Origin of the sequence: Bacillus sp. THAF10, from assembly GCF_009363695.1 — a bacterium.
Taxonomy (GTDB): domain Bacteria; phylum Bacillota; class Bacilli; order Bacillales; family Bacillaceae_I; genus Sutcliffiella_A.
Genome location: NZ_CP045403.1, coordinates 1,096,510 through 1,119,680, shown reverse-complemented (window position 1 = coordinate 1,119,680; position 23,171 = coordinate 1,096,510). Strand labels below are relative to the sequence as shown.

The following is a 23,171-nucleotide window of genomic DNA, read 5'->3' as shown; positions in this document are numbered from 1 at the left end:
TATATCATTGATTTTTAGAAATGGTGAACTATTTTTTTACAAATTTATAAATCTCTTTCAGATTCAAAGTTGCTTCAAAGGGCGATACTGCATGAGAAATAGCAGAAATAACAGCAATCCCATCTGCTCCATGCTCCAGAACTTCTTTAGCATTACTAGGGGTGATGCCGCCTATGCCCACAATTGGGATGGTGTAACCAGCCTTTCTTATGCTTCGAATTACTGATGGGCCTTTTATCTCACGAATATCTTTTTTAGTAGATGTGTAAAACATGGGACCTACCCCAATATAATCTGCCCCATCAGCAACTGCTTTTGCTGCTTCTTCCAACGTATGACAAGATACACCTATAAGCATATCCTCTGGCAGTATTTCTGATACCTTAGAAAATTCTTCATCTTCCTGTCCAATATGGACACCATCTGCATTTACGGCTAAAGCAAGGTCAACATCATCATTGACGATAAAAGGTATATGGTGCTTTCGGCATAGATCTCGTAAGTCCTTTGCTAACGCAAGCTTGTCTGCACCATTTAGAGCACCCTCTCCTTTTTCCCTGAACTGAAAAAAAGTGATTCCGCCCTCGATTGCCTCCTGTAACACGTAACGAGGATCTTTTCCTTGGCAATTCACTGACCCCATGACAAAATAAATGCTTAATTGCTCCCTGCTCATGCTCTCACACTTGCCCTTTTGTAAGCCCAATGGTTGGTGGGACCATGACCACTGCCAATTCCCAGTTCCATTTCAATGGCACATTGGATAAAAGCCTTCGCGTTTTTTACAGCTGTATCCACTTGTTGACCTTTTGCAAGTCCAGATGCAATAGCAGCTGCAAACGTGCATCCCGTTCCATGGGTATGACGAGTATCGATTCGACTGCTTGTTAGCTCTGTGAAGGCGATTCCATCGTAGAACAAATCAATAAGCGTCTCTCCGTTTCCATGTCCTCCCTTAATTACAACATGATCAGAGCCGAGCTTACAAAGGAGTTTTGCCGCTCCTTTTCTACGCTCTAGTGTATCTAGATTCATTTCTGTTAGCACTTCTGCTTCGGGAATATTTGGTGTTGTAATCGTAGCTAATGGCAAGAGTTTCTCACGGATTGCCCGAATGGCTTCCTCCTGTAACAGTCTGGCGCCACCTTTTGCAATCATCACAGGATCCACAACAAGGTTACCCCACCCATAATCCTTTATCTTCTTTGACACTGCATCAATAATGATATTGCTAAAGAGCATTCCTGTTTTTACAGCGTCAGGTGGTAAGTCATCTTGAATGGATTGTAGCTGCTCTAAAATCATATCTAGTGGAATGGGATAAACGCTTTGTACTCCGAGCGTGTTTTGAGCAGTTAAGGCGGTAATGGCGGACATTCCGTAAACATCAAGCTCCTGGAAAGTTTTTATATCCGCCTGTATGCCCGCTCCGCCACCACTATCTGAGCCAGCTATGGTTAAAACTTTTGGTATCATAAACTTCTCCGTCCCTTATCCAAAATATCGGTGATACATTGTTTTTGCTCGTGATATATCTTTTGTTCCATGCACTAGTACTCTTCCATCCTTAAAAGCTACCATTCTATGCTCATCCACTTGAAAGGATAGGAGATATGGATTGGCATCTACCTTTATTCCCTGTGCGGTTAGAGCTGCTTTTACCTCTATGAGATTTCTGCTTTCGCTTGTATCTGATGGACGTATTTGCACAGAATCCCGGCCACATAAAACCGCTGTTTTGGTTTGATTTTCATACGAGAGGTACGGGTAACTACGGGAGCTTCCACAGCTGTCGCATGTTGCATTTTTCAGCTTATCCACATTCAAGGAAACATGTTGGTTTTTCCATAAATCAAAGGATACGAGCTTACGGTTACACGCAGCATGGTTTCCTGAAAGTATTTTTAACGCTTCTGCTGTTTGATGGGCAACCACCATGCCAACAGCAGGAGCAATAATTCCTACCGTGTCACAGGTAGCACCGCCAAGAGGCACCTTTTGTAACAAGCAATTTAAGCAAGGAGTTTCTCCTGGCAGAATTGTGTATGAAATACCGTAGCTCCCCACACACGCTCCATAAATCCAAGGGATTCTGTATTTTTGGGAAACATCATTAATCATCATGCGAATGTCAAAATTATCGGTAGCATCCACGATTAAATCGACACGCTCCCCTTTTATGATTACCTCGAGATCTTCAGCAGTAACATCCATAATATGTGCTACTAGCTCCACCTCTGAATTTACCTCTTTCAGCCGCTCTTTCGCTGACACCGCTTTAGGTAGCCTCTTTCTTGCATCTTGTTCTGTATAAAGCTGCTGACGCTGTAAATTGCTCCATTCTACATAATCACGGTCGACAATCGTGAGTTTCCCCACACCTGCTCGTACGAGAACTTCCGCATTGCCAGTACCTAGCGCACCAGCACCGATTAGAAGGACATGTTTTTGGATGAGGCGCTCTTGTCCAGCTAGTCCAATCGGGTCAAATAAGGTTTGACGCGAATATCTGTCCATTACCCAACACTCATTCCCTCTGTTGGACTGCTTGCAGTGGCATAGCGTTTTTTCTCCATTCTTCCTGCCTCAAAACCAAGGCGTCCGGCTTCAATAGCAAGCTTCATTGCTTGAGCCATTTTGACTGGATCTTTTGCTGCGGAAACAGCTGTATTTAAAAGTACGCCATCTGCTCCTAGCTCCATCGCCTTGGCAGCATCAGCTGGAGAACCAATACCAGCGTCCACAATAACTGGCACCTTTGCTTGTTCGATAATGAAGCTAAGGTTCAGTTCATTGATGATTCCTTGGCCAGAGCCAATTGGAGACGCTCCAGGCATAATGGCATGAGATCCCAACTCCTCTAACTTTCTTGCAAGCACTACATCATCTGACGTATATGGTAAAACCGTGAAGCCTTCCTTTAGCAGCTCTTCTGTTGCTTTTAAAGTCTCAACTGGATCTGGAAGCAGCGTTTTCCAGCAACCGATTACTTCGACTTTAATCATGTCACATAGACCGGATGCTTTCGCTAGCTTGGCAATCCGAACAGCCTCTTCTGCCGTTTTCGCACCTGCTGTGTTCGGAAGGAGTGTATAGCGATCCAAATCAAGTTTTTCTAAGAAGTTCGGCTGGCTTGCTTCAAAAATATTCATCCGTCTTACTGCGAAAGTAAGAATATCTGTTTCAGACACATCTACTGCCTGCTTTTGTATATCAAAATCCGGATACTTTCCTGTTCCTAATAAAAGTCTTGAGTTAAAGGAATACGAACCAATTTTCAACATATTAACCGCCTCCTACAAAATGTACGAATTCAAGTTGATCGCCATCTGTTACACTTTCTTTTACATGCTGATCTTTCTCTAAAATATCCTTGTTCTTTTCCACAATCACAACTTTTTGATCAAGCTGAAAATGCTGTAGTAGCTCGAAAACGCTTTGTATAGAATCTGGCACTTCCATAACGTCACCATTAATTACTAACTTCATCGTTTGTCACCTGTCCTTTTCTAGTGTTCTATCAAGGGAAAAAGCATCAATATAGTTAGGCAATGAATCTCCGGAGATCATGCTGGTTACTAGTTTCCCTGTTAAGGGTGCTAGTAAAATGCCATTACGATAGTGACCTGATGCAATAATTAGATTTTTAGTTTCTGGATGTTTCCCTAAATAGGGAAGTCCATCCCCTGTTTGCGGACGAATTCCCGACCATGCTTTTTCAAAAGTTGCCTGTTTGATTTTTGGAAGTATATTTATCGCTTCCTTCATCAAAGTTGATATCCCTCCAAGCGTTACATGTTCAGAAAACGTGTTGGGAAGCATTGTAGCCCCAACAATCAGTCGATTTCCGCTCTTAGGAACAAGGTAGCACTGTTCAGAAAAAATCGTACTCTCAAGAAGCGGTTCATTCGTGACCACAGAAAAGCACTCCCCTTTTACCGGGTAGGCATCTATAGGAGTCTCATATTCTCTTATTAGCTGTTTACTCCACGCTCCTGCTGCGACGACTACACTGTCACCGTAAAAATCTCCTACACTAGTAGACAGACCAACAACTCTTTCGCCCTGCTTTAAAATACTGATTACCTCGACATACTCCATTATTTCTGCGCCGAAGACTTTTGAAGCTTGTAGAAAAGCATGTGTAAGTTTAACAGGATTCACATGGCCATCAGAAGGAATATCCATGCCTCCCACAAAGGAGTTACTAAGATGGTTTTCACGTGCTTGAACCTGCTCCATCGTCAGCCATTCTGCTCTTTCCCCAAGCTTTTGCTGAAATTTCACGATGTTTTTGATCTTCTCCGCTTCTTCTTCGTTCATGGCAAGCTTTAGCATTCCTCTTTGTACAAGCTCAAAATCTATTCCAGAATGCTCCTTCAGTTCATATTGCAGAGATGGGAACATCGCTCTGCTTTCCTTTGCCATCTCAAATAGTGGACCTTCCTCGGTTACTTCCACCTGGGCTCCAAGCATCCCAGCAGCTGCCTTAGAAGCTTTATCGCCAACTTTCCCCTTTTCCAGCAGTAGCACCTTATATCCTTTCCTACTCAAAAAATATGCTGCCGAGCATCCGATGACACCACCACCAACAATAATCACATCATACGTTTTCAAGCCATCTCCTCCTTACCATTGAGGTGATAATCTTGCACTGCTCTCACACAGTCTGCTTCATCCCAAATTCCTGACATCACCGCAATTCCTTCTGCTCCTGCAAGTAATACTTCGGGAGTTCTTTTAGGTGTGATCCCACCGATAGCAATGACAGGAATATGTAAGAGTTTTGATATCTCTCTTAACTCATGAAGGGCTTTTGGCTTTTTCCCAAGCTTAGAGGCGGTCTCATAAACATGCCCATAGACCACAAAGTCTGCTCCATCCCTTTCTGCACGCACCGCTTCTTCCAAACTATGCACGGAGCTTCCGACCTTTAGTTGAGGAAAGCATCTACGAACCTCTGATACTGGCAAGCTATGATAGGCAAGCTGTACGCCACCTAGTTCCATGACCACTGCAACATCTACTCGGTCATTAAGCAATATCTTCTTAGGAGGCACACCAGCATCAATCAGATTGCTCACGAGCTGAATTAGCTCTCTAGCAGGGCGGTGCTTTTCACGAATATGGATAAAATTTACCTGCTCGTGAATGAGGAAAAGCTTTTCAGTTAGCTCTTCTATTGTTCTCTTTCCATCTGTGATGACATGTAACTGCATGATTTCCCACCTTTTTTTATTCAAAACAACAAAAAACCACCCTTTAGCGTAAAGGGTGGTTATATATCTACATCATAATTCTTTAAATGAATAGAGTTTCGCCACTTCCCTACGCTAGTATGAACTAGATCAGGTTCAAAGGGTCTGGAAATTACTCTTTCCATCTCAGTCACTTCTGACTCCCCTAGTGTTTCAGAGTATGTAATTGTAAATATAGTATAGCATAAAATACTTATCCAGAAAAATCATAACTTATAAACTTTTATTCATGGTACTATCATGATATACATTTAATTTAATGGATAAAAAGAAAGCAGGTGAAATTGTGCTAAAAGAAAAAATCTCTTTTTATGCCATAACTGTAATAACATTTATTATTTATTACAATATTTTCGTTTATCTTTGGGAGAGAACGATTGTGCCTTTGTTCGGAGTAAAAAGTGTTTTTGATTTGCTGGGACTTATATTATTAATATTTTTTATTCTTCCTCTATCATTACTATCATCACATAAAATCACTAGATTTTTCTTATCGAACTAATGATATTAGTGCCGTACATCCGTTACTGGTATGTATGGGTAAAACATCCCCAGATAAACAGCAAACACATACAAACTCAAAAACAATAAGATAAATAATGGCTCTAAGTAGGAATAGCCCGTTTTATAATAGTAGGTTCGTTTGTAAGTGGAGTTGAATTTTTTTGCCTCCATTGCCACTGCAATTCGATGTGCTCGTCTGATGCTTTGCGAGAGTAATGGAATGCTATAAAGGTATATTTTTTTTAACAACGAACCTTTTACACCCCGAATTTTCCATGCATTTCTAAGCTGCAAAAATTCATAACCGATTAACGGGATAAGCCGAAAGCCTGCCATAAAGCTATAGGCGTATTTAGCCGGGAGCTTCCACTGCTGCATTAACGAGTAAAATAAGAGCACAGGTTTGGTTGTAAGAACAAAAATCAGGCCAAAAAAAGCAATGGCTAAAGAGCGTAATCCAAGGTGAACCCCACGATAAAAGCTTTCCTCGGTGATGTGAATCAAACCATATTGAAACCAGGTTGTTTCTCCTTTTCCAAACAGAATCATCGAAATGGCTGAAGTAAAAAACATAAACGAAAATGGAATAAGGATCATGAGCTTTAATCGATAAGTTTGGCCAGTTAAAAAGAGATAAAGGAGTAACAGCAGCAGGGTAAGGTTTATCATGATATTCAGGTTGTGAATGAAAAGCAATGTAACAAACAGGATGACCATCATTCCTAGCTTAAAGCTTGGATTTACATCATGTAACCAGGTTTTATGTTTATATAGCTCCAACTGCATGAGATTTACTCCTTCTATTATTTTCGATTATTTCGACAAGCCTGCCATCCTGTATTGACCAAACTGTATTGGCAAAGCTTGAAACAATCTGTTCGTCATGAGTTACCATCAAAATTGCGACACCTTCTTGTCTCAGCTTTTCCAGCCATTCAAGCATCCTGAACGTGTTTTTGCTGTCCTGGCCAAAGGTTGGTTCATCTAATAAGAGGATTTTGGGACGATGGACAACTGCCGCTGCGACACTCAGTCTTCTCTTTTGTCCCATTGATAGCTGATATGGATGCTGTTTCCTGACATGCTCCAGCTGAAACAGCGATAACAGCTCATCAATCCGCAACCTTATGTCCTCTTGTGAGAATTTTTTCTGAAGCAGGGTGTACCCGATCTCCTCTTCCACTGATTTTGTGACAAATTGATGCTCTGGATTTTGAAAAACAAACGTCATCACATCTGACGGAACATCCTTTACCTTTTTCCCATCTAGCAACAGATCACCTCTTGTTTTCAAAAGCTTCATGAAGGATTCGAGCAGGGTGCTTTTCCCTGCTCCATTCTCCCCAGTAATCGCAATCCATTCGCCTTTTGAAACAGTAACCTCTGGCACCGTTATTTTTCGTTCCCTGCCTCTAAAACCAGAAAAGTCTGTTGCATGGAGTACCACTTCAGGTGATGAATCGTTATTTAATGGTGTTCCTCGTTCAGACAAATAATCTCGCCATGCACCCGGATACCAAACACCGTACTTTTTTAAAAGTGGACGTTCTTGCTGGAAAACGTCTGCGGGAGTGGCATCTGCCATTATTTGGCCTTCCTCATTCAGGACAATCACTCTATCAGAGAAACCCTCAAGCTGTTCAATTTTATGCTCGACAATGATAACGGTTTTGTCTCTGCACACCTTTTTGAGGATATCCCAAACCTCCATTGTTCCTACAGGATCGAGTAAAGCTGTCGGTTCATCTAAAAATAAGACATCTGGCTCCATTGCTAAAACAGAAGCAATCGCAAGACGCTGCTTCATTCCACCGGAGAGCTCCTGAATTTTTGTCCGTAGATTCAGTCCTTGTAGACCGACCATTTCTAAAAGATCCATCATTCTCGCTCTCATATTCTCTCTAGGAACTGCTAAATTTTCCAATACAAAGGCCAGCTCTTCATCGACATAGGGCATACAAAACTGAGTATCAGGATCCTGAAAAACATATCCCCATGAGTCAGGTACTTCATGCTTTTCTGCAAGCAACGGCACATCCAGCACATTTGGGATAAGGCCACATAATATCTGTAATAACGTAGATTTCCCACACCCGGAAGGTCCTATAATTAACACCTTTTCTCTTTGCTGAATAGACAAGTGAAAGTGTCGAAAAAGCTGTTTGCCACCGGGGTATTTTGCATTCATGTTGACAAGCTCCATCGTTTCTCGCCACCTATTTTTCTAGTTTTTTAATGATTCATAGTCTTCTTTGGAAGAAGGCCGTAGGAGGCTGGTAATTCCGGTTGCCTCTAGCGCTTTGACAAGAATGACAGCCAAGACACCTGCTAAAAGAATGCCCGAAATAATTCGGAAAGAGATTAATAGCATGAGATTCCACCAAACATAATCAAATAGATATCCCCTGAATAAATCCAATAGCAATGACCCAATTGCCGCAGCCGCTCCTGCTAGTGAAGCCACTAGCATGTTATAGCGCTTATATCGAAAAGCAGCGAAAACCATTTCCGCGAACAAGCCCTGGATTACTCCGTAAATTAACACCATCAACCCGTATTCTGATCCAACCAAAAACTCTCCAGATGCAGCCGCAACTTCTGCGAGAAATGCTACCCCTGCTTTTCTGATAAGCAAGTAGGCAACCGTCGCGGCAATAAACCACATTCCATAACTTAGCTCCTGTAGCTGTAGGCCAAATGGGCTCAGCATGTTATATACCGGGGACCATATTTTATACACAATGCCAAAAACAAAGGCGATAACAACCGTAACTAATATATCTGTAAGCTTCAATCCTTTTGTCATAGTACAATCTCCTTCTCAGCTACAGGCCATTGTTCTAAGGTGTAGGCCATTTCCCAAAAGGAGTATTCGTACTGACTGCTGAGGAGGAAGTACTCCAGCATTCTCGCCCTTTCCTCTTCGGTTGCTTTTTCTGCTAGTTCATCCAATCTATTTATCTGTTCTTCTACTAATTCACGGAACCACTCCCCACCATAGGCCGCAATCCATTCCTGATAGATTGGTTCTGCCGGTGTTGCTTCTTGAAGTCTTTCGCCAATCTCGTAATATAGCCAATAGCATGGCAAGAGGGCTGCAATTACTTCCCCTAAGCCTCCCGTTAGCACTGCTCGATACATGTGGGAAGTGTAAGCATGAGCAGTTGGCGCAGCTTTAAAATTTGCCTTGTCTGCTTCCGTTACACCAAGACGTTTCGAAAAATTTTCATGCAAGCTCAGCTCTGCTTCATATGTACCTTGCGCATGAGCGGCGAGTCTTGAAGTAGTATGTAAATCAAACGCCTTTGCACCTGCATATGCCTGCACTTTTGCAAAATGACTTAAATAGTATGCATCCTGCAGCACATAATACTTAAACGCTTCTAGCGATAATGTCCCGTCTGCTATTCCTGTGACAAACGGATGGTGAAAGCTTGCCTCCCAAATGTGATCTGCCTTTTCTCTTACAAACTGTGAAAATTTCATCTTACATTCCTCCTCTTATTTGTTTAAACAAACAAAAAACCACCTTTCCCGCATGCGCAAGAAAGGTGGTTGTATACACGTATAATACTATGTAACTCTCATAATAGCTGTCGTGTTCCGCTCCACTTCCCTACGCTGGTGTTAACCAGATCAGGTTCTAAGAGTCTTGAAGTCACACTTCAATCTCAGCCTTATGAAAGGCACCCCTAGTGGTAAAATCGTATAAAGTTGTTGGAAAGGTCATTTCTTGATTCTTATCATATCAGCTTTTTCTTTTTTGTCAAAGCTCTTTTCTAGAAGATTGTTGCTAAAAACCTAACAAAAAGTCGGCTTTAAGACTTTTTCCATTCATTATTCGAAGATAAGTTGTCACATATTTAAAACTTTCTCAGCGAAAAGAGCACGACAGCAACGTTGATTACGGGTTGCTTAACTATACGCCGCAGTAGAAACAAAGTTTACGGTAACAGCCTTTGTCAGAGGTGAATTTACACCGAAGCAGATTTCTCTAGGTTACCTGGTGCTTCCTCTACCTCGCCCTTTGATGCGTGCTTTGGCAGGGTGAACATATAGAAAATCCCTACAAATACTAAGCAGCCTCCGACAAGTACATGCAGTCCTTCGACTGTGAGCATTTTTTGGAAAGTTAAGGCGATAACACCAAGGGTGATAGATTGTGATAGCATCATCAGAGGTGTAATCCAGCCCTGAACACGCCCCATCATTTTTGGGTCCACTATTCTAGGAAGCCAGCCACCAATCCCGATATTTACAAAAGGTAAACCAAGGCCGATAAACCCAGTAAATGCGAGGTAATAGGGAATGGACGGACTGTATCCACTTGCTACCACAAATGCCCCTGATATTGCTAAACCTATTATCACCATTTGATAAAGCTTTAACTTTTTTGCCATCATGGATGCCACAACACTTCCCATCATCACGCTGATTCCAAAAACAACACCCATGATCATCATGATTTGCTCATAATCTGTCGGAGCAAGCTTGTATTTTAAAATATAGGCTGGCATCACGGATAACCCTCCGTTAACAATTCCAAATACGAAAAAGCCAATAATCAAATAAACTAATAAAGGATTTTTTAAAATATACAGCATACCTGCCTTAAAATCATTGGCAACAAATTTCACATTTAATTGGTTCCAGCTGTGACTTCCGTTTGGTAGAACAACTTCCTCTTTAAGCTTACAGGCTTTAATAAAGAATGCGCTCATCATGTACGTGAGAAAGCAAACGAAGATCGCTCCTTGCAGGCCAACTGTCCAATAGATGAATATTCCTAGTGCATTTCCAAATAACATAAACAAGCTGCTCGTCATTTGGTTTAGTCCAGCCGCTACGGTGTATTCATCCTTTGAAAGAATACCTTGGATGATAGCTGCTTGTGCAGGATGAAAGAATTTAGATACTGCACTTCTCAGGAAAAGGAGGGCGAAAACAAGCGGCATCCAATCAATGTAGATAGCTCCCATAAGGGCAAGGGAGAGCACCGCGCAAATATAGTCACTGTAGATAGCAATTTTCTGCCTATTCATTCTGTCTGCAAGCACTCCGACTAGGAAAAAGACTGCCAGAGTAGGTAAGGAATACATTAATTCTGTGAGAGCGGCGTAAAAGGGCTGCTCTGAATAGCGATCTAACAGATACAACATCAGGGCAGCAATCCCAATGATACTTCCCATCATGGATGTAAAAGATGACCAGAATAAAAGACTATAATTCTTGTTTTTAAAAATTTGCAGCATATTTTTCATCTTGAATGTTCCTCCGCCCAAAAGTATTTTCTGATTCTATCATACTTTTACCAGAAAATTCAGGTAACCGACTTTTGGTTCTTTTTTTCTCGGTCTGGAGGTGGAGTGGGGCCACACTCTAAGTGACTTCATTAGATGCTTGACGCTTTTTTGATGTAGAGACTACTGTTAGACATCACTTTGGTTAAACGTTTTCTTGTTTTAGATGATTAGAACCTCCCTATTCCTCGCTTCACATAAAATCTCCCTTCCTTCCTATAATTAGAGCCTCTTCCCTTGCTAGCACTAAAAAATCCCCCTCCACATCAGTGGAGAGGGATGGCCTCAATCGTCATCGTCATCATCTTCGTCATCGTCGTCATCATCACGGTCTTTCTTTTTCTCACGCTTTTTCTTTTCCTTTTTCTTTTTATCCTCGCGTTTCTTTTCTTCCTTCTTCTTTGCTTCTCTTTCTCTAGCCTGAGCTTCTTGTTGCTTCTTTTTTTCTTTATCCTTTTCCTGCGCTTTCTTTTTTGCAAGACTTTCCGGAAGTTTGAAGGTTTCTACTGGCTCTCCTTCTAGTGCTTCACTCACCACTTGTTGAAACACTTTCGCAGAAGGACTTCCTGCTCCTGAAATAATCGGGAGGACATTTTCCTCGGATTCTTTATCAAATCCAATCCAGAAGGCCCCGACAATTTGAGGAGTAAAGCCGACAAACCATTGATTTGAGGTTGCTCCGTCGTTATTATCCGTTGTTTGAGTGGAGCCTGTTTTTCCTGCCACTTCACGGCCGTCAATCTTAGCGTTCTTTCCGCTACCTTCTTCGACGACACCTTTGAGCATGAACGTCATTTTTTCAACAGCTTCTTTAGAAAATACTCTTTCTTTTTCTTCTTCAAAGGCTGCCACTTCTTCACCAGTAACTTTTTCTATTTTTACAATGGCATGTGACTCTATGATCTCTCCATTGTTTGCATAAACAGAGTACGCTTCTGCCATTTGTTTCGGAGAGGCGCCATAAAATCCGCCAAGTGCAAGATTTCCAAGTGTACGATGTTCTTTTTCATCTACAGGAAGGTACAGCTTTTTCGCTGCGTCCATTCCCTTTTGAATACCTATTTCGTTAAGTAGAGATACGGCAGGGACATTGTAGGAGTTGATTACAGCATCATACATGCTAACTTTCCCTCGAAAATCCTTCGTATGATTTTGTGGAGAATATCCTCCTTCAAACTCGGTTGGTGAATCATTGAGCATATCAAAAATGTCATACCCCTCTTCTAAAGCTGGGGTATAAACTAACAGAGGTTTGGCTGTAGAGCCTGGTGGCTTTTTAAGACGGGAGGACCGGTTAAAGTCTCTAAATTTATAATCCCTGCCACCAATCATGCCTAGGATTCCCCCTGTTTTAGGATCAAGCAGGACGCCACTGCTTTGTGCCACTTCTCCTGAGGAACCTGCTGGAAAATTATCAGGATTGGCATATACTTTTTCCAGCGCTTCCTGAACTTTTGGCTCGAGGGTGGTGTAAACCCGGTATCCTCCAGCCAAAAGTTCACTTTCACTAATTCCATACATTCTTTCCGCTTCTTCAATTATATAATCTGTAAAACTTGGATATTTAGCTCTGTATGGATCGACATTTCTTGTTTCTAATTTTAACTCATCCTGTTTCGCTTCTTCTACCTGCTCTGCTGTGATAAAGCCTTGTTTGTGCATAAGGGAGAGTACTAAGTTTCTACGCTGAATGGCACGTTCCTCGTTGTTTAACGGGGATAAGGCAGATGGAGCCTTGATAATGCCTGCTAAGGTTGCTGCTTCAGATAGTGATAAATCCTGTGGATCTTTTGCAAAATAAACAGCTGCCGCTCGTTTAATTCCCCATGCCCCTTCGCCAAAATAGATCTGATTTAAATACAAACTAATGATTTGGTCCTTAGAGTATGTTTTTTCTACTTTTTTTGCTAAAAAGAATTCATCAGCTTTTCGTTTTAACGTTTTATCATGAGACAAAAATACATTTTTTGACAATTGTTGTGTGATGGTACTTCCACCCTGCACATATCCACCTGACTTCACATTTGTAGTTAGTGCTCTAACGGTGCCAACAAAGTCAAAACCATCATGCTCATAAAAGCGTTGGTCTTCCACAGCCACGACAGCTTGCTTCATCACATCCGGGATCTCCTCTGATGACACTCCTTCAATTTGATTGGAAGTTACTCTGCTCGCAATCTCTCCATGTCGATCATAGATGACGGAGGATTGAGGGAGCGGGTCCGTTAATGCACTGACATCTCTTGAATTTATATATAATTGCATGCCGATTAATATGATCAAGGCAAATAATCCTGCAATAAGAAGTAATGCTCGTATACTTACTTTTCGTTTGCGTCTTCCAACTCTTTCCGCCATAAGAACCCCCTGTTTCTGCAACAAAATCTTCATAGTCATTCGTAGGTAAAGCTCATTTTATTAGGGTGATTAACTCTATGTCAATATAAGATGATATTAACATTCCTCAAGCCCAATCACTAATATATACCCATAAAAGTAACAAGTAAATCTTTTAAAATACGGTATTATTGCTTTGTTACCAAAGTTTAAAAGTTCCTCTAAAGGGTACTTAATTTACAAAGAAAACAATTTATTTCAATTACTTTACTTAAAAAAGGAGTGGAAGATTATGTTAAATTTTTCAAACATCTTAGTTGCTTACGATGGTTCGACAAGCAGTATGAAGGCAGTAAAGATGGGGATTGAAATGAAAAAGCAGTCTAATGCAGCGCTCACCATTTTGCATGTGCTAGAAGAGACTACTGGTTATATCCCAGTTCAGAGCACTAGACCGGATACGGTGCCAACTGGTGGAATGGGAAGTGTGGACGGGTTGAACATTTACACCCATAACGCTAGGGATGACGCTTATAGAGAACAAAAAGTTGCTGTCCAGAACGCTACAACAGAAGAATCAATAAATGAAGTGCATTCCTTACTCGCACAAGAGCGAGTGAATGCAGCGGTTGAGGTTCTCCATGGAGATCCTGCAAAAACCATCTGCAATTTTGCAGAGGAGCAAGCAACAGATTTAGTGATCATTGGTAGCAGAGGCTTGGGTGGTTTAAAAAAATTAATCCTTGGCAGTGTAAGTGATAAAGTGACCAATACTGCTAACTGTCCAGTGTTGGTTGCAAAATAAAAGTCAGGCGTTGTGCCTGGCTTTTTTCGTTGCCCTTTTCCTTTCACCAACATCTAGGCATATGCATACCGTATAAAGAATGAAAGTGAAGGGAGCAAAGCTATGTATCCTTATCGTCAACTTAACTTTCCACCTATGGGACCACCCCCTGGGCAACCACCTGGGCAATCCCCTGGTTTCCCAGGTAGTCCAGGTGGTCCAGGATTCCCTGGTAGTCCTGGTGGACCTGGGTTCCCTGGTAGCCCTGGTGGACCTGGATTTCCTGGTAGCCCCGGAGGACCTGGGTTCCCTGGTAGTCCAGGTGGACCTGGGTTCCCTGGTAGTCCTGGTGGACCTGGGTTCCCTGGTAGTCCCGGAAGTCCTGGAAGCCCAGGCGCACCCGGAAGCGGACCACCACCAGGACCACCACCTTCTACACCTCCACCTGAAACAACGGCACTTGGAGCACCTGGAGGAGGACCGAGTGTCTTAGCTGTAGATCCAGGAGCTTTTTTTGGATGCCTTTATCGGTATACATGGGTTCGTTTAAACAACGGAGAAGGCTTTTGGTTCTATCCAACCTTTATTGGTAGAAGATCTGTTGCAGGCTATCGTTGGTTCTTCTTTACCTGGATGTATTATGGAATTGACACAAACAGAATCCGATCTTTTCAATGTGTCTAGTAAAACGCAACAACAAAAGCACACCGTCGTCCATGCGTCGGTGTGCTTTTAGTCATCCTTGTACTTTTGTTGCTTCAATATTTACTTCCTCATCATTTTCTTTCAATTTATTTACCATGTTATGAAATGCGCTCCATTTTGAGAGTTTATCAATGGCTTCTTTCTCAGATTGGACGCCTGTTACACGGAAGGAATGTTCGTTAACAGAAACTTCATATGCTGGCTGTAACGCTTTTTGGTTTTTTTTATTTTGCTCCCGCTCCATATGGCGACCGATTCTATTTACACTTTTTGCATCCTTTTTTAGGCCTGTGCTTTCATTTGCATACTCTGCCTTTTCCATAAAATGTTGATTTTTCTTTTTTAATGTATTGTCACCCATGTAAATTCCTCCTTACCTCTGCCCTTTTTCTTGTAGTCCTTGATGTGTGTGAATGAGAGCACTATGGCGCGAAGCAGATAAGCGGATGGTTTGTCCAATTTCACGATGCTTTGTTTGAGATTTAAATAAGGCCATCCGCTTTTCTATCTTAGCCTTTGATCTTTTTTTCACATCAATTCCTCCCTCATCTCTTATTATTTATATACCCGATTTCCATTCAATAAAACGTCAGGTGAAGTCTAATGCTTTGACGGAGAAAATATGGACATGGTAATATTTTATATTACTGTGATTAGGATAACGCCTGTAAATAAGGAGGGCTTAACATGCAATGGATATACATCTTTATTGCCGGGGTTTTAGAAATAGTTTGGGTACTGGGGCTAAGGTTTTCAAATGGATTTACTGTCCTAGTGCCAAGTATCATAACAGTTGTTACACTTGCCATAAGCTTTTACTTGTTTTCTAAATCGTTAAAATATATACCAATTGGAACAGCTTATGCTATTTTTACAGGCTTTGGTGCGGCAGGCACAGCTTTAGTTGGAATATTATTTTTTCACGAATCAACCAGCTTCTCCAAGCTGTTTTTTATTGGACTCATGCTAGCTGGAATTATCGGATTAAAAATCACTACTCCTGATGAAAAAAACGTAGAAGAGGAGGGGAATTAAATGGCATGGTTGTTTCTTATGCTTGCAGGATGTTGTGAAATAGGAGCTGTCCTTTCCTTGAAATTAACAGATGGTTTTAAGCGACTGAAACCGACTATTTCCTTCGCTGTTATTGGAATGCTTAGCTTTTACTTTCTCTCACTAGCCTTAAAAGAAATACCTATGGGCACGGCTTATGCAGTATGGACTGGCATTGGCTCAGCTGGAAGTGTATTGCTTGGAATGATTTTCTTTCAAGAATCAAGGGATCGAGTAAGGCTTATCCTACTTTCTTGTATCATTATAGGTGTAGTTGGATTAAAAATTACCCAATAAAAAAACCATTCGGAATCAAAATCCGAATGGTTTTTCTTTAAATTTTTTGCTTTTCTGGCATAATCACTTCTCCGTCTTCAGATCTTGCAACGATATACGCACAAGCGGCATCACCTGTAATATTCACAGCAGTTCTTGTCATATCTAGAAGTCTGTCAATACCAAGAATTAAAGCGATTCCCTCAACAGGTAAACCGACTTGTTTTAATACCATCGCAAGTAAGATAAAGCCTACACCAGGGACACCCGCAGTTCCTATACTAGCAACTACTGCAAGTCCAACAACGGTAAGAAGCTGGGTTAAGGATAAGTCAATACCATAAACTTGGGCAATAAACACGGTTGCTACCCCCTGCATGATAGCTGTTCCGTCCATATTGATCGTAGCGCCAAGTGGCTGAACAAAACTACTGATTCGTTTTGGTACGCCAAGATTTTCTTGTGCTACATCCATTGACATTGGCAAAGTTGCGTTACTACTTGAGGTACTAAAAGCGACACTCATAGCAGGAATGAATCGTTTAAAGAAGGTAATTGGGTTTGTTTTACCTAATAATAAAATTGCAGTACCATACGTAACGATGAAATGAATAACTAAGGCTAATAATACGACACCAAAATAAGCACTCATCGCTTTAATAGCATCGATACCTAATCCGCCTACTGCAGATGCAATCAATCCGAATGCCCCATATGGTGCAGTCTTTATGACGATATGAACGAGGAGCATAACAATTTCATTTGCTTGTTCTAATAATGTTTTCACTCTTCCTGCTTTTTCGCCTAAAGCATTAATCGCAAACCCGAGCAGGATAGAGAACGTAATAATTTGCAGCATTTCTCCCTCTGCCATTGCTTTTATCGGGTTAGTAGGGACAATATTCAATAGTGTTTCCATAACAGGAGGAGCATCTTCTGGCTTTTGGTCATCAGCTAGCTCATCAACCATCATGCTTTCAAAATCACCAGCAAATCCTGGTTGAATTACAGAAGCTAGCGATAGCCCAATAGTAATGGCAATACATGTCGTAATTAAGAAGAATAAAATTGTTTTAAGACCAATTGTTCCTAGTTTTTTTGTATCACCAAGACCAACCACACCAAGAGTGATAGAAATTAATACGATTGGAACCACTAGCATGGTTATTAGATTTAAGAATATCTTTCCAAGAGGCTGGAATAAGTATTTGTCTAATGGGTCGAATAAAGATGGAGCATAAAGATTTAAGGCAAGACCAACTAAAATACCTAAAATTAGACCAATGATGATCTTTTTTGTTAAAGTCATCTTCATATAGAAATTCCTCCCTTTTGTAATACTAATATAATTTCTTTTTTCTGAATTGTACAAGTAGTAACATAATTCGACAAAAGGCGACTTTTTTCATTCTACGTGGGATTCGTCCATCTGTAAAGTGATTTATGATAGAAATAAGTACTTCAAGCTGTTATAATACACAAGAAGAGTACGAAAGTAGTATTGTATCTCTTTCTTTTTTTTGATATATTAATGAACGATTTTCTACTTTTATTTACCCATTAATTTAACTTTTATAGCATTTACAGATAGAAAGTTTTCATGCATCTTATTGGAGGGGTTTAATTGAAATTAATATGGAGAGTAATCGTCACTATTTTTGTGCTGATTGCAGTTAAGGTAGTAATGGATACGTATCAAATACTTAAGGTTGCAGCATCTGGAGATCACATTAGAATAGATCCTGCTTTGTACTTTAATTTATCTTACTTAACTTTCGGTCTCGTAGGGCTCATGCTTTTTTCCGATATCATTAAACGATTAATGGAAAAGCAAGGAAAACAATACAAATATTAATAAGGGAACCAACATTAAAAAACAGGACATAGGTCCTGTTTTTCTTTTTTTAATCTAAAAAAAACTATATAGTTTTTAAAAATAATGTTTAACTTTCAATAATAATAGGAATCTAATAAAGGATATACAACTTATACATATTTATATAAAATAAGGAATATCTACAAAAATATTCTTTTATGAGGGGAATAAAAAATGACGAAGCTTGCATCTTCACTAATTGGCAATCAATTTTTATTAAGCAAAAAGGAACTAGCACAAAAAATGTTAGAGGAGTTAATTCTTTCTGATCCAGATAATCCCCAATACCAACTAGAAGAAACGCAAGTTCAGGTTATCCATATTTTTGAGGTTTTAATAGAGTTTTTAGGAGAATATGTAATGGATCCTGAACAGTCTGTATTAGAACGAGCAAAAAGCTGGGGAGAATCTGTTGGATTTATGTCAGTGAAAGCTGGAGGCTCATTAGAGAATGCGCTTTCAAGAATGACGCTTTATAAAAAGTGTTTATGGGAATTCATTCAGATAACAGGAACAAAAGAAGACCTTAAATTCAGAGAGATTACCGATATTTTTATTAAAATCGATGAAATTTTTAATGTAATCGTGTTTGGATTTAGCCATGCGTTTTCCATTGCAACAGAACAGAAACTCCTTCACACTCGTGCGGAGTTTATTCGCTTGTCCATTCCTATTGTTCCCCTCCTAAAAGGGCTAGCAGTTCTCCCATTGGTTGGAGAAATTGACGAAATTAGAGCAGGAATATTGATTGAAGAAACGCTAGAAAAATGTAAAAATCTTTCTATTTCAAAACTTATTGTTGATTTCTCTGGGGTTTATCAGCTCGATAACACCGCAATACATACTATAGAATTACTTATACGGTCATTAAAATTGATTGGCATCACTCCGGTTATTACTGGTTTACGTCCAGAATTAAGCCTACAATTTATTACTTCTGGATTAGTTCTTAGAGATATTGATATTACTAGTTCTATTGAACAGGTTTTACAAAAACAATAACCTATCTTAAAAATTATCTTTTTTTTACTTGTTATTTTATTTTTCATCCGATATGATAGTACTATCACTCACAACAAAACACAACATATTGTATCAAATATAATTAACCACAACTATATACAGTAATTATGTTGAAAGGTGTCTTTCATTAGACTTAATAGGGAATCCGGTGCAATTCCGGAACTGTCCCCGCAACTGTAAGTGCAGAGATTTTGCAATGCCACTGTATGAGAATGCTTTACGGCACTCATATGGGAAGGCGTAAAATCGTGTAAGCACGAGTCAGGAGACCTGCCTATCATCCATTAGTTTCTTTTTCTTCGGGAGTTGAGAAGATGAAACGATACATAGAATTTGAAAGTTCCATAGTACTGTTTATGGGCTATTTTCTTTTCTCCTTCTATGATCGTTTGATCCACTCAACAGATGAGTGGATTTTTTTTATGCTGTTTTTTTAAAAAATTTGGTGCTACTGGCTATAGTTAAGCGACACGTAATCAACGGTGTTGTCGTGCTCTTTTCGCGGAGAAAGTTCTAACTATGTGGCAACTTTTCTACGAAGAGTGAATGGAAAAAGTCTTAAAGTCGACTTTTTTCTAGTTAATAGCAACAATCTTTTAGAAAAGAGCTTTATGCAAAGATGAGGAGTGAAAAAGATGAATGTTCTAATAGAAGAAAGAAGTTCCTTAGATAAGGAAAGCATCTTAAAGCTTGTGCATGAAAGTTTAAACAATTTTCCACAGCTAGAAGGATTGGAGTTTCTTGAGAAAACCAGTCGGATTATATCCACCTTCCCTGAAAATAAAGACTGGAAAAACCTGTTCAATCAACTCATTCTAGAGGCCTTAAGCCGTTTATCTGAAGTAGAACCTGACTGGACGTTTATTGCAGCAGAACTTCTCACAAAACAGCTTCAACAAGAGGTTTGCAATAATAGAAAAGTACAAACTCCTTATACCGGACTATATTCATTACTTCAAGATTTAACAAAACTTGATATTTATGATTCCAAGCTGTTAAACTCTTACAGCATTTCGGAGATAGATGAATTAGAAAGCTATCTTGTGCCAGAACGTGACAAGCTTTTCACCTATATTGGTCTGAAAACGCTAGCGGATCGTTATCTAACACGAGACCATCATAAGAATCTCTTTGAGCTGCCTCAAGAAAGGTTCATGATTATCGCCATGACGCTAATGCAAAAGGAAGAGATTAATAGAATGGAACATGTAAAAGAAGCTTACTGGGCAATGAGCAATCTATATATGACAGTAGCTACTCCTACATTTGCCAATGCTGGTAAAACATACGGCCAACTGTCAAGCTGCTTTATTGATACGGTCGATGATAGCCTTCAAGGAATCTATGACAGTAACACTGATATTGCTAACCTCTCAAAATCTGGAGGTGGAATTGGCGTATATCTTGGTAAAATCCGCAGTCGGGGTAGTGATATTAGAGGGTTTCAAAATGTCTCAAGCGGAGTCATTCCCTGGATGAAGCAACTTAACAATACAGCTGTCAGTGTTGATCAGCTTGGCCAGCGTAAAGGAGCTATCTCGGTTTATTTAGATGTTTGGCATAAGGATATCTTCTCTTTTCTAGACAGCAAGCTTAATAATGGAGATGAACGACTTCGTACGCATGATTTATTTACAGGGGTTTGCATACCAGATTTATTCATGGAAAAGGTAGAAAACAGAGAAGATTGGTATTTGTTTGACCCCCATCAAGTCAGAAAAGTGATGGGCTTTTGCCTGGAGGATTATTTTGACGAGAAGCATGGTAGTGGGAACTTCCGAAACAAATATGAAGCATGTGTTGCAAATCCAGAGCTTTCTAAAGAAAGAGTTCCAGCCATAGAAATTATGAAATCGATCATGAAAAGTCAGCTAGAAACAGGAAGTCCTTTTATGTTTTATAGAGATGAAGTTAACAGAATGAACCCTAACCACCATAAAGGAATGATCTATTGTACAAACCTATGCACCGAAATTGTCCAGAACATGAGTGCCACGACTACCAAGACTCAATATGTAGAGGATGGAAGTATTATTACAGTAAAAACACCAGGTGACTTCGTTGTGTGTAATCTATCCTCCATTAATTTAGCGCAAACAATCAAAAACAAGGTGCTTAAAAGATTAATTCATATTCAGGTAAGGATGCTAGATAACGTCATAGATTTAAATCAAATTCCTGTTCTTCAAGCGAAAATAACGAATGAAAAATATCGGGCGATTGGACTTGGAACTTTTGGCTGGCATCACCTCCTAGCAACGGAAGGAATGAAATGGGAATCAAAAGAAGCAGTAAATTATGCAGATAACTTATATGAAAAGATAGCCTACTACACCATCGAGGCTAGCGCAGAGCTTGCGAAGGAAAAAGGGACGTATCCTGCCTTTGAAGGTTCTGATTGGCAAACCGGAGAATATTTCACAAAAAGAAACTACGACTCTTCTAGCAACCTAGAATGGCAAAAACTTAAAAGAAAAGTAGCTACAAGCGGCATCAGAAATGCGTATTTAATGGCAGTTGCCCCTAATGCTACTACTTCCATCATTGCGGGTAGTACGGCAAGCATTGATCCGATTTTCCGTAAGGTTTATTCAGAGGAAAAAAAGGATTACAAGATTCCAGTAACAGCACCAGACTTAAATTCCGAAACAACATGGTTTTATAAATCAGCCTATCATATCGATCAACATTGGAGCATTGCACAAAATGCAGCACGTCAAAAGCATATTGACCAGGCTGTTTCTTTTAACCTTTATGTTTCTAACACGATTAAAGCTAAAGCATTGCTGGATTTGCACATTGATGCGTGGAAGCAAGGCTTGAAGACGACCTACTATGTGCGCTCTACCTCTACAGAAGTAGAAGAATGTGAATCATGTGCCAGCTAACAAGGAGGAATGAACGATGAGCGATCAGCTTTTAACAAGGTCTATTATGGATGCGAAAGCACCGAACAGGTCCACAGGGATCATAAATGGGAAAAGCTCCAACGTATTAAATTGGGATGATGTAAGATTCTCATGGGCTTACCCAAAATACAAAAAAATGCTTGCAAACTTTTGGTCACCATTTGAAATAAATATGGCACAAGATATTAAGCAATTTCCTGAGCTTTCTTCAAAAGAGCAGGATACCTTTTTAAAAATCATCGGCCTCCTCTCTCTGCTTGACAGTATTCAAACCGACTATGCAGGAAAGGTTGCTGATTACCTAACTGATTCGAGCTTAAATGCTTTAATGATTATGCTTGCTCAGCAAGAGGTGGTACATAACCATTCCTATTCTTATGTATTGTCCAGTCTAGTTAGCCGCTCTAAACAAGAGGAAGTGTTTGAATACTGGCGAACAGAACCAATCCTGCGCAAAAGAAATGACTTTATTACAGATGGATATCGGGATTTTGCTGAAAATCCGACTGTGGAGAATTTATTGCATTCCATTGTATATGATGTAATTTTAGAAGGTCTCTTCTTTTATTCAGGGTTTGCCTTTTTTTATCATCTTGCCAGAAATCAAAAGATGGTTGCATCAAGCACCATGATTAATTATATTAATCGAGATGAACAGATCCATGTCGATTTATTCGTGAAAATATTTCAAGAAATTTTAACAGAATATCCCGAATACCAAACAGATGAGCTCTCTAAATTTGTGGAAAGCTCCTTTACACAAGCTGCTATGATGGAAATCGATTGGGCAAGACACGTCATTGGAAATGAATTTGTCGGTATTGATTTAGAGGACGTAGAAGCATATATTAAATTTTACGCTAATGTTCGTTGTCATCAACTAGGCTTCAACCGCCCTTTTGAAGGCTACCGGACAAATCCATTAAAATGGATTAAGGCATATGAGGAAGTGGATCTTGGCAAATCAGACTTTTTCGAACAAAAATCTCGCCAATACACCAAAGTAAACGTTGTAGATAATGGTTTTGATGAGCTGTAAGTAATGTTTCATAAAAAAAATGCCGTTTTCCCTATTTGGAAATGGCATTTTTTCTTTATTAAAAGCTCTCTTACGTATTGCTTAACTATACGCAGCATCAACAAAGT

Annotated in this window: 25 protein-coding genes and 3 riboswitches; of the genes, 9 read left to right on the top strand and 16 right to left on the bottom strand. The window is 40.0% G+C overall.

Annotated elements, in window-relative coordinates:
- Nucleotides 1-28: 28 nt before the first annotated feature.
- The 13 genes from thiE to FIU87_RS05905 all read right to left on the bottom strand — a co-directional run bounded on the left by thiE (nt 29) and on the right by FIU87_RS05905 (nt 13,420).
- A complete protein-coding gene (thiE, locus tag FIU87_RS05965) occupies nt 29-676 on the bottom strand; it encodes a thiamine phosphate synthase (RefSeq protein ID WP_152443734.1) in 648 nt (215 codons plus the stop codon).
- Nucleotides 673-1,476, bottom strand: coding sequence for a bifunctional hydroxymethylpyrimidine kinase/phosphomethylpyrimidine kinase (gene thiD, locus FIU87_RS05960; RefSeq protein ID WP_152443733.1), 804 nt, complete (start codon nt 1,474-1,476; stop codon nt 673-675). The genes thiE and thiD overlap by 4 nt, the downstream gene beginning before the upstream one ends.
- Before the next feature lie 15 nt (nt 1,477-1,491).
- Nucleotides 1,492-2,517, bottom strand: coding sequence for a thiazole biosynthesis adenylyltransferase ThiF (locus tag FIU87_RS05955; RefSeq protein ID WP_152443732.1), 1,026 nt, complete (start codon nt 2,515-2,517; stop codon nt 1,492-1,494).
- Nucleotides 2,517-3,284: a thiazole synthase gene (locus tag FIU87_RS05950; protein ID WP_152443731.1), complete on the bottom strand. Its 768-nt coding sequence runs from the start codon at nt 3,282-3,284 to the stop codon at nt 2,517-2,519. The genes FIU87_RS05955 and FIU87_RS05950 overlap by 1 nt, the downstream gene beginning before the upstream one ends.
- 1 nt (nt 3,285) lies before the next feature.
- A complete protein-coding gene (gene thiS, locus FIU87_RS05945) occupies nt 3,286-3,489 on the bottom strand; it encodes a sulfur carrier protein ThiS (RefSeq protein ID WP_152443730.1) in 204 nt (67 codons plus the stop codon).
- Between the two features lie 6 nt (nt 3,490-3,495).
- Nucleotides 3,496-4,617, bottom strand: a complete 1,122-nt coding sequence (gene thiO, locus FIU87_RS05940) for a glycine oxidase ThiO (protein ID WP_152443729.1) — start codon at nt 4,615-4,617, stop codon at nt 3,496-3,498.
- The gene (tenI, locus tag FIU87_RS05935) at nt 4,614-5,219 is read right to left on the bottom strand and encodes a thiazole tautomerase TenI (RefSeq protein WP_152443728.1); all 606 of its coding nucleotides are present in this window, start codon (nt 5,217-5,219) and stop codon (nt 4,614-4,616) included. The genes thiO and tenI overlap by 4 nt, the downstream gene beginning before the upstream one ends.
- 89 nt (nt 5,220-5,308) lie before the next feature.
- A riboswitch (TPP riboswitch) is annotated at nt 5,309-5,415 on the bottom strand.
- 350 nt (nt 5,416-5,765) lie between these two features.
- Nucleotides 5,766-6,548, bottom strand: a complete 783-nt coding sequence (locus tag FIU87_RS05930) for an energy-coupling factor transporter transmembrane component T family protein (protein ID WP_152443727.1) — start codon at nt 6,546-6,548, stop codon at nt 5,766-5,768.
- Nucleotides 6,529-7,965 (bottom strand): ABC transporter ATP-binding protein, encoded by a 1,437-nt coding sequence (locus tag FIU87_RS05925; RefSeq protein WP_152443726.1) that lies wholly within the window; start codon nt 7,963-7,965, stop codon nt 6,529-6,531. The genes FIU87_RS05930 and FIU87_RS05925 overlap by 20 nt, the downstream gene beginning before the upstream one ends.
- A 21-nt stretch (nt 7,966-7,986) precedes the next feature.
- A complete protein-coding gene (locus FIU87_RS05920; protein ID WP_152443725.1) occupies nt 7,987-8,568 on the bottom strand; it encodes an ECF transporter S component in 582 nt (193 codons plus the stop codon).
- Nucleotides 8,565-9,248 carry a thiaminase II gene (gene tenA, locus FIU87_RS05915; protein ID WP_152443724.1) on the bottom strand — a complete coding sequence of 228 codons (684 nt, stop codon included), beginning with the start codon at nt 9,246-9,248 and terminating at the stop codon, nt 8,565-8,567. Before tenA ends, FIU87_RS05920 begins: the two co-directional genes overlap by 4 nt.
- A gap of 110 nt (nt 9,249-9,358) precedes the next feature.
- Nucleotides 9,359-9,466, bottom strand: a riboswitch (TPP riboswitch).
- 270 nt (nt 9,467-9,736) lie between these two features.
- Entirely contained in the window at nt 9,737-11,023 is a 1,287-nt protein-coding gene (locus tag FIU87_RS05910) for an MFS transporter (RefSeq protein WP_152443723.1), read from the bottom strand.
- 324 nt (nt 11,024-11,347) lie between these two features.
- Nucleotides 11,348-13,420: a transglycosylase domain-containing protein gene (locus FIU87_RS05905; RefSeq protein WP_152443722.1), complete on the bottom strand. Its 2,073-nt coding sequence runs from the start codon at nt 13,418-13,420 to the stop codon at nt 11,348-11,350.
- 271 nt (nt 13,421-13,691) lie between these two features.
- Here FIU87_RS05905 and FIU87_RS05900 point away from each other — a divergent pair, with 271 nt between their 5' ends.
- Together FIU87_RS05900 and FIU87_RS21220 are read left to right on the top strand one after the other, a co-directional pair.
- Nucleotides 13,692-14,204 carry a universal stress protein gene (locus tag FIU87_RS05900; protein ID WP_152443721.1) on the top strand — a complete coding sequence of 171 codons (513 nt, stop codon included), beginning with the start codon at nt 13,692-13,694 and terminating at the stop codon, nt 14,202-14,204.
- Nucleotides 14,205-14,306: 102 nt separating this feature from the next.
- Entirely contained in the window at nt 14,307-14,867 is a 561-nt protein-coding gene (locus FIU87_RS21220; RefSeq protein WP_253905523.1) for a hypothetical protein, read from the top strand.
- Between the two features lie 52 nt (nt 14,868-14,919).
- Here FIU87_RS21220 and FIU87_RS05885 read toward each other — a convergent pair whose 3' ends face one another.
- Both FIU87_RS05885 and FIU87_RS20960 read right to left on the bottom strand, forming a co-directional pair.
- On the bottom strand, nt 14,920-15,249 hold the full coding sequence (locus FIU87_RS05885) for a hypothetical protein (protein WP_152443720.1): 330 nt from the start codon (nt 15,247-15,249) through the stop codon (nt 14,920-14,922).
- Nucleotides 15,250-15,261: 12 nt separating this feature from the next.
- Entirely contained in the window at nt 15,262-15,420 is a 159-nt protein-coding gene (locus FIU87_RS20960; protein WP_172970971.1) for a hypothetical protein, read from the bottom strand.
- A gap of 155 nt (nt 15,421-15,575) precedes the next feature.
- On the opposite strand from FIU87_RS20960, the gene FIU87_RS05880 reads away from it, so the two are divergent.
- Both FIU87_RS05880 and FIU87_RS05875 read left to right on the top strand, forming a co-directional pair.
- On the top strand, nt 15,576-15,923 hold the full coding sequence (locus FIU87_RS05880) for a DMT family transporter (RefSeq protein ID WP_152443719.1): 348 nt from the start codon (nt 15,576-15,578) through the stop codon (nt 15,921-15,923).
- Nucleotides 15,924-16,238 carry a DMT family transporter gene (locus FIU87_RS05875; RefSeq protein ID WP_152443718.1) on the top strand — a complete coding sequence of 105 codons (315 nt, stop codon included), beginning with the start codon at nt 15,924-15,926 and terminating at the stop codon, nt 16,236-16,238.
- A 37-nt stretch (nt 16,239-16,275) separates the two neighbouring features.
- Here the strand turns inward: FIU87_RS05875 and FIU87_RS05870 are convergent, their stop codons facing one another.
- Complete coding sequence (locus tag FIU87_RS05870) at nt 16,276-17,526, bottom strand: dicarboxylate/amino acid:cation symporter (protein WP_152446431.1); 1,251 nt, start codon at nt 17,524-17,526, stop codon at nt 16,276-16,278.
- Between the two features lie 315 nt (nt 17,527-17,841).
- On the opposite strand from FIU87_RS05870, the gene FIU87_RS05865 reads away from it, so the two are divergent.
- The 5 genes from FIU87_RS05865 to FIU87_RS05850 all read left to right on the top strand — a co-directional run bounded on the left by FIU87_RS05865 (nt 17,842) and on the right by FIU87_RS05850 (nt 23,064).
- Entirely contained in the window at nt 17,842-18,072 is a 231-nt protein-coding gene (locus FIU87_RS05865) for a hypothetical protein (RefSeq protein WP_152443717.1), read from the top strand.
- A gap of 195 nt (nt 18,073-18,267) precedes the next feature.
- Entirely contained in the window at nt 18,268-19,095 is an 828-nt protein-coding gene (locus FIU87_RS05860) for an STAS domain-containing protein (protein ID WP_152443716.1), read from the top strand.
- A 119-nt stretch (nt 19,096-19,214) separates the two neighbouring features.
- Nucleotides 19,215-19,409, top strand: a riboswitch (cobalamin riboswitch).
- A gap of 21 nt (nt 19,410-19,430) precedes the next feature.
- Nucleotides 19,431-19,553, top strand: coding sequence for a hypothetical protein (locus FIU87_RS21535; RefSeq protein ID WP_301538655.1), 123 nt, complete (start codon nt 19,431-19,433; stop codon nt 19,551-19,553).
- A gap of 198 nt (nt 19,554-19,751) precedes the next feature.
- The gene (locus FIU87_RS05855; RefSeq protein WP_152443715.1) at nt 19,752-22,004 is read left to right on the top strand and encodes a ribonucleoside-diphosphate reductase subunit alpha; all 2,253 of its coding nucleotides are present in this window, start codon (nt 19,752-19,754) and stop codon (nt 22,002-22,004) included.
- Nucleotides 22,005-22,020: 16 nt separating this feature from the next.
- Nucleotides 22,021-23,064 carry a ribonucleotide-diphosphate reductase subunit beta gene (locus FIU87_RS05850; protein WP_152443714.1) on the top strand — a complete coding sequence of 348 codons (1,044 nt, stop codon included), beginning with the start codon at nt 22,021-22,023 and terminating at the stop codon, nt 23,062-23,064.
- The last annotated feature ends 107 nt before the right edge of the window (nt 23,065-23,171 follow it).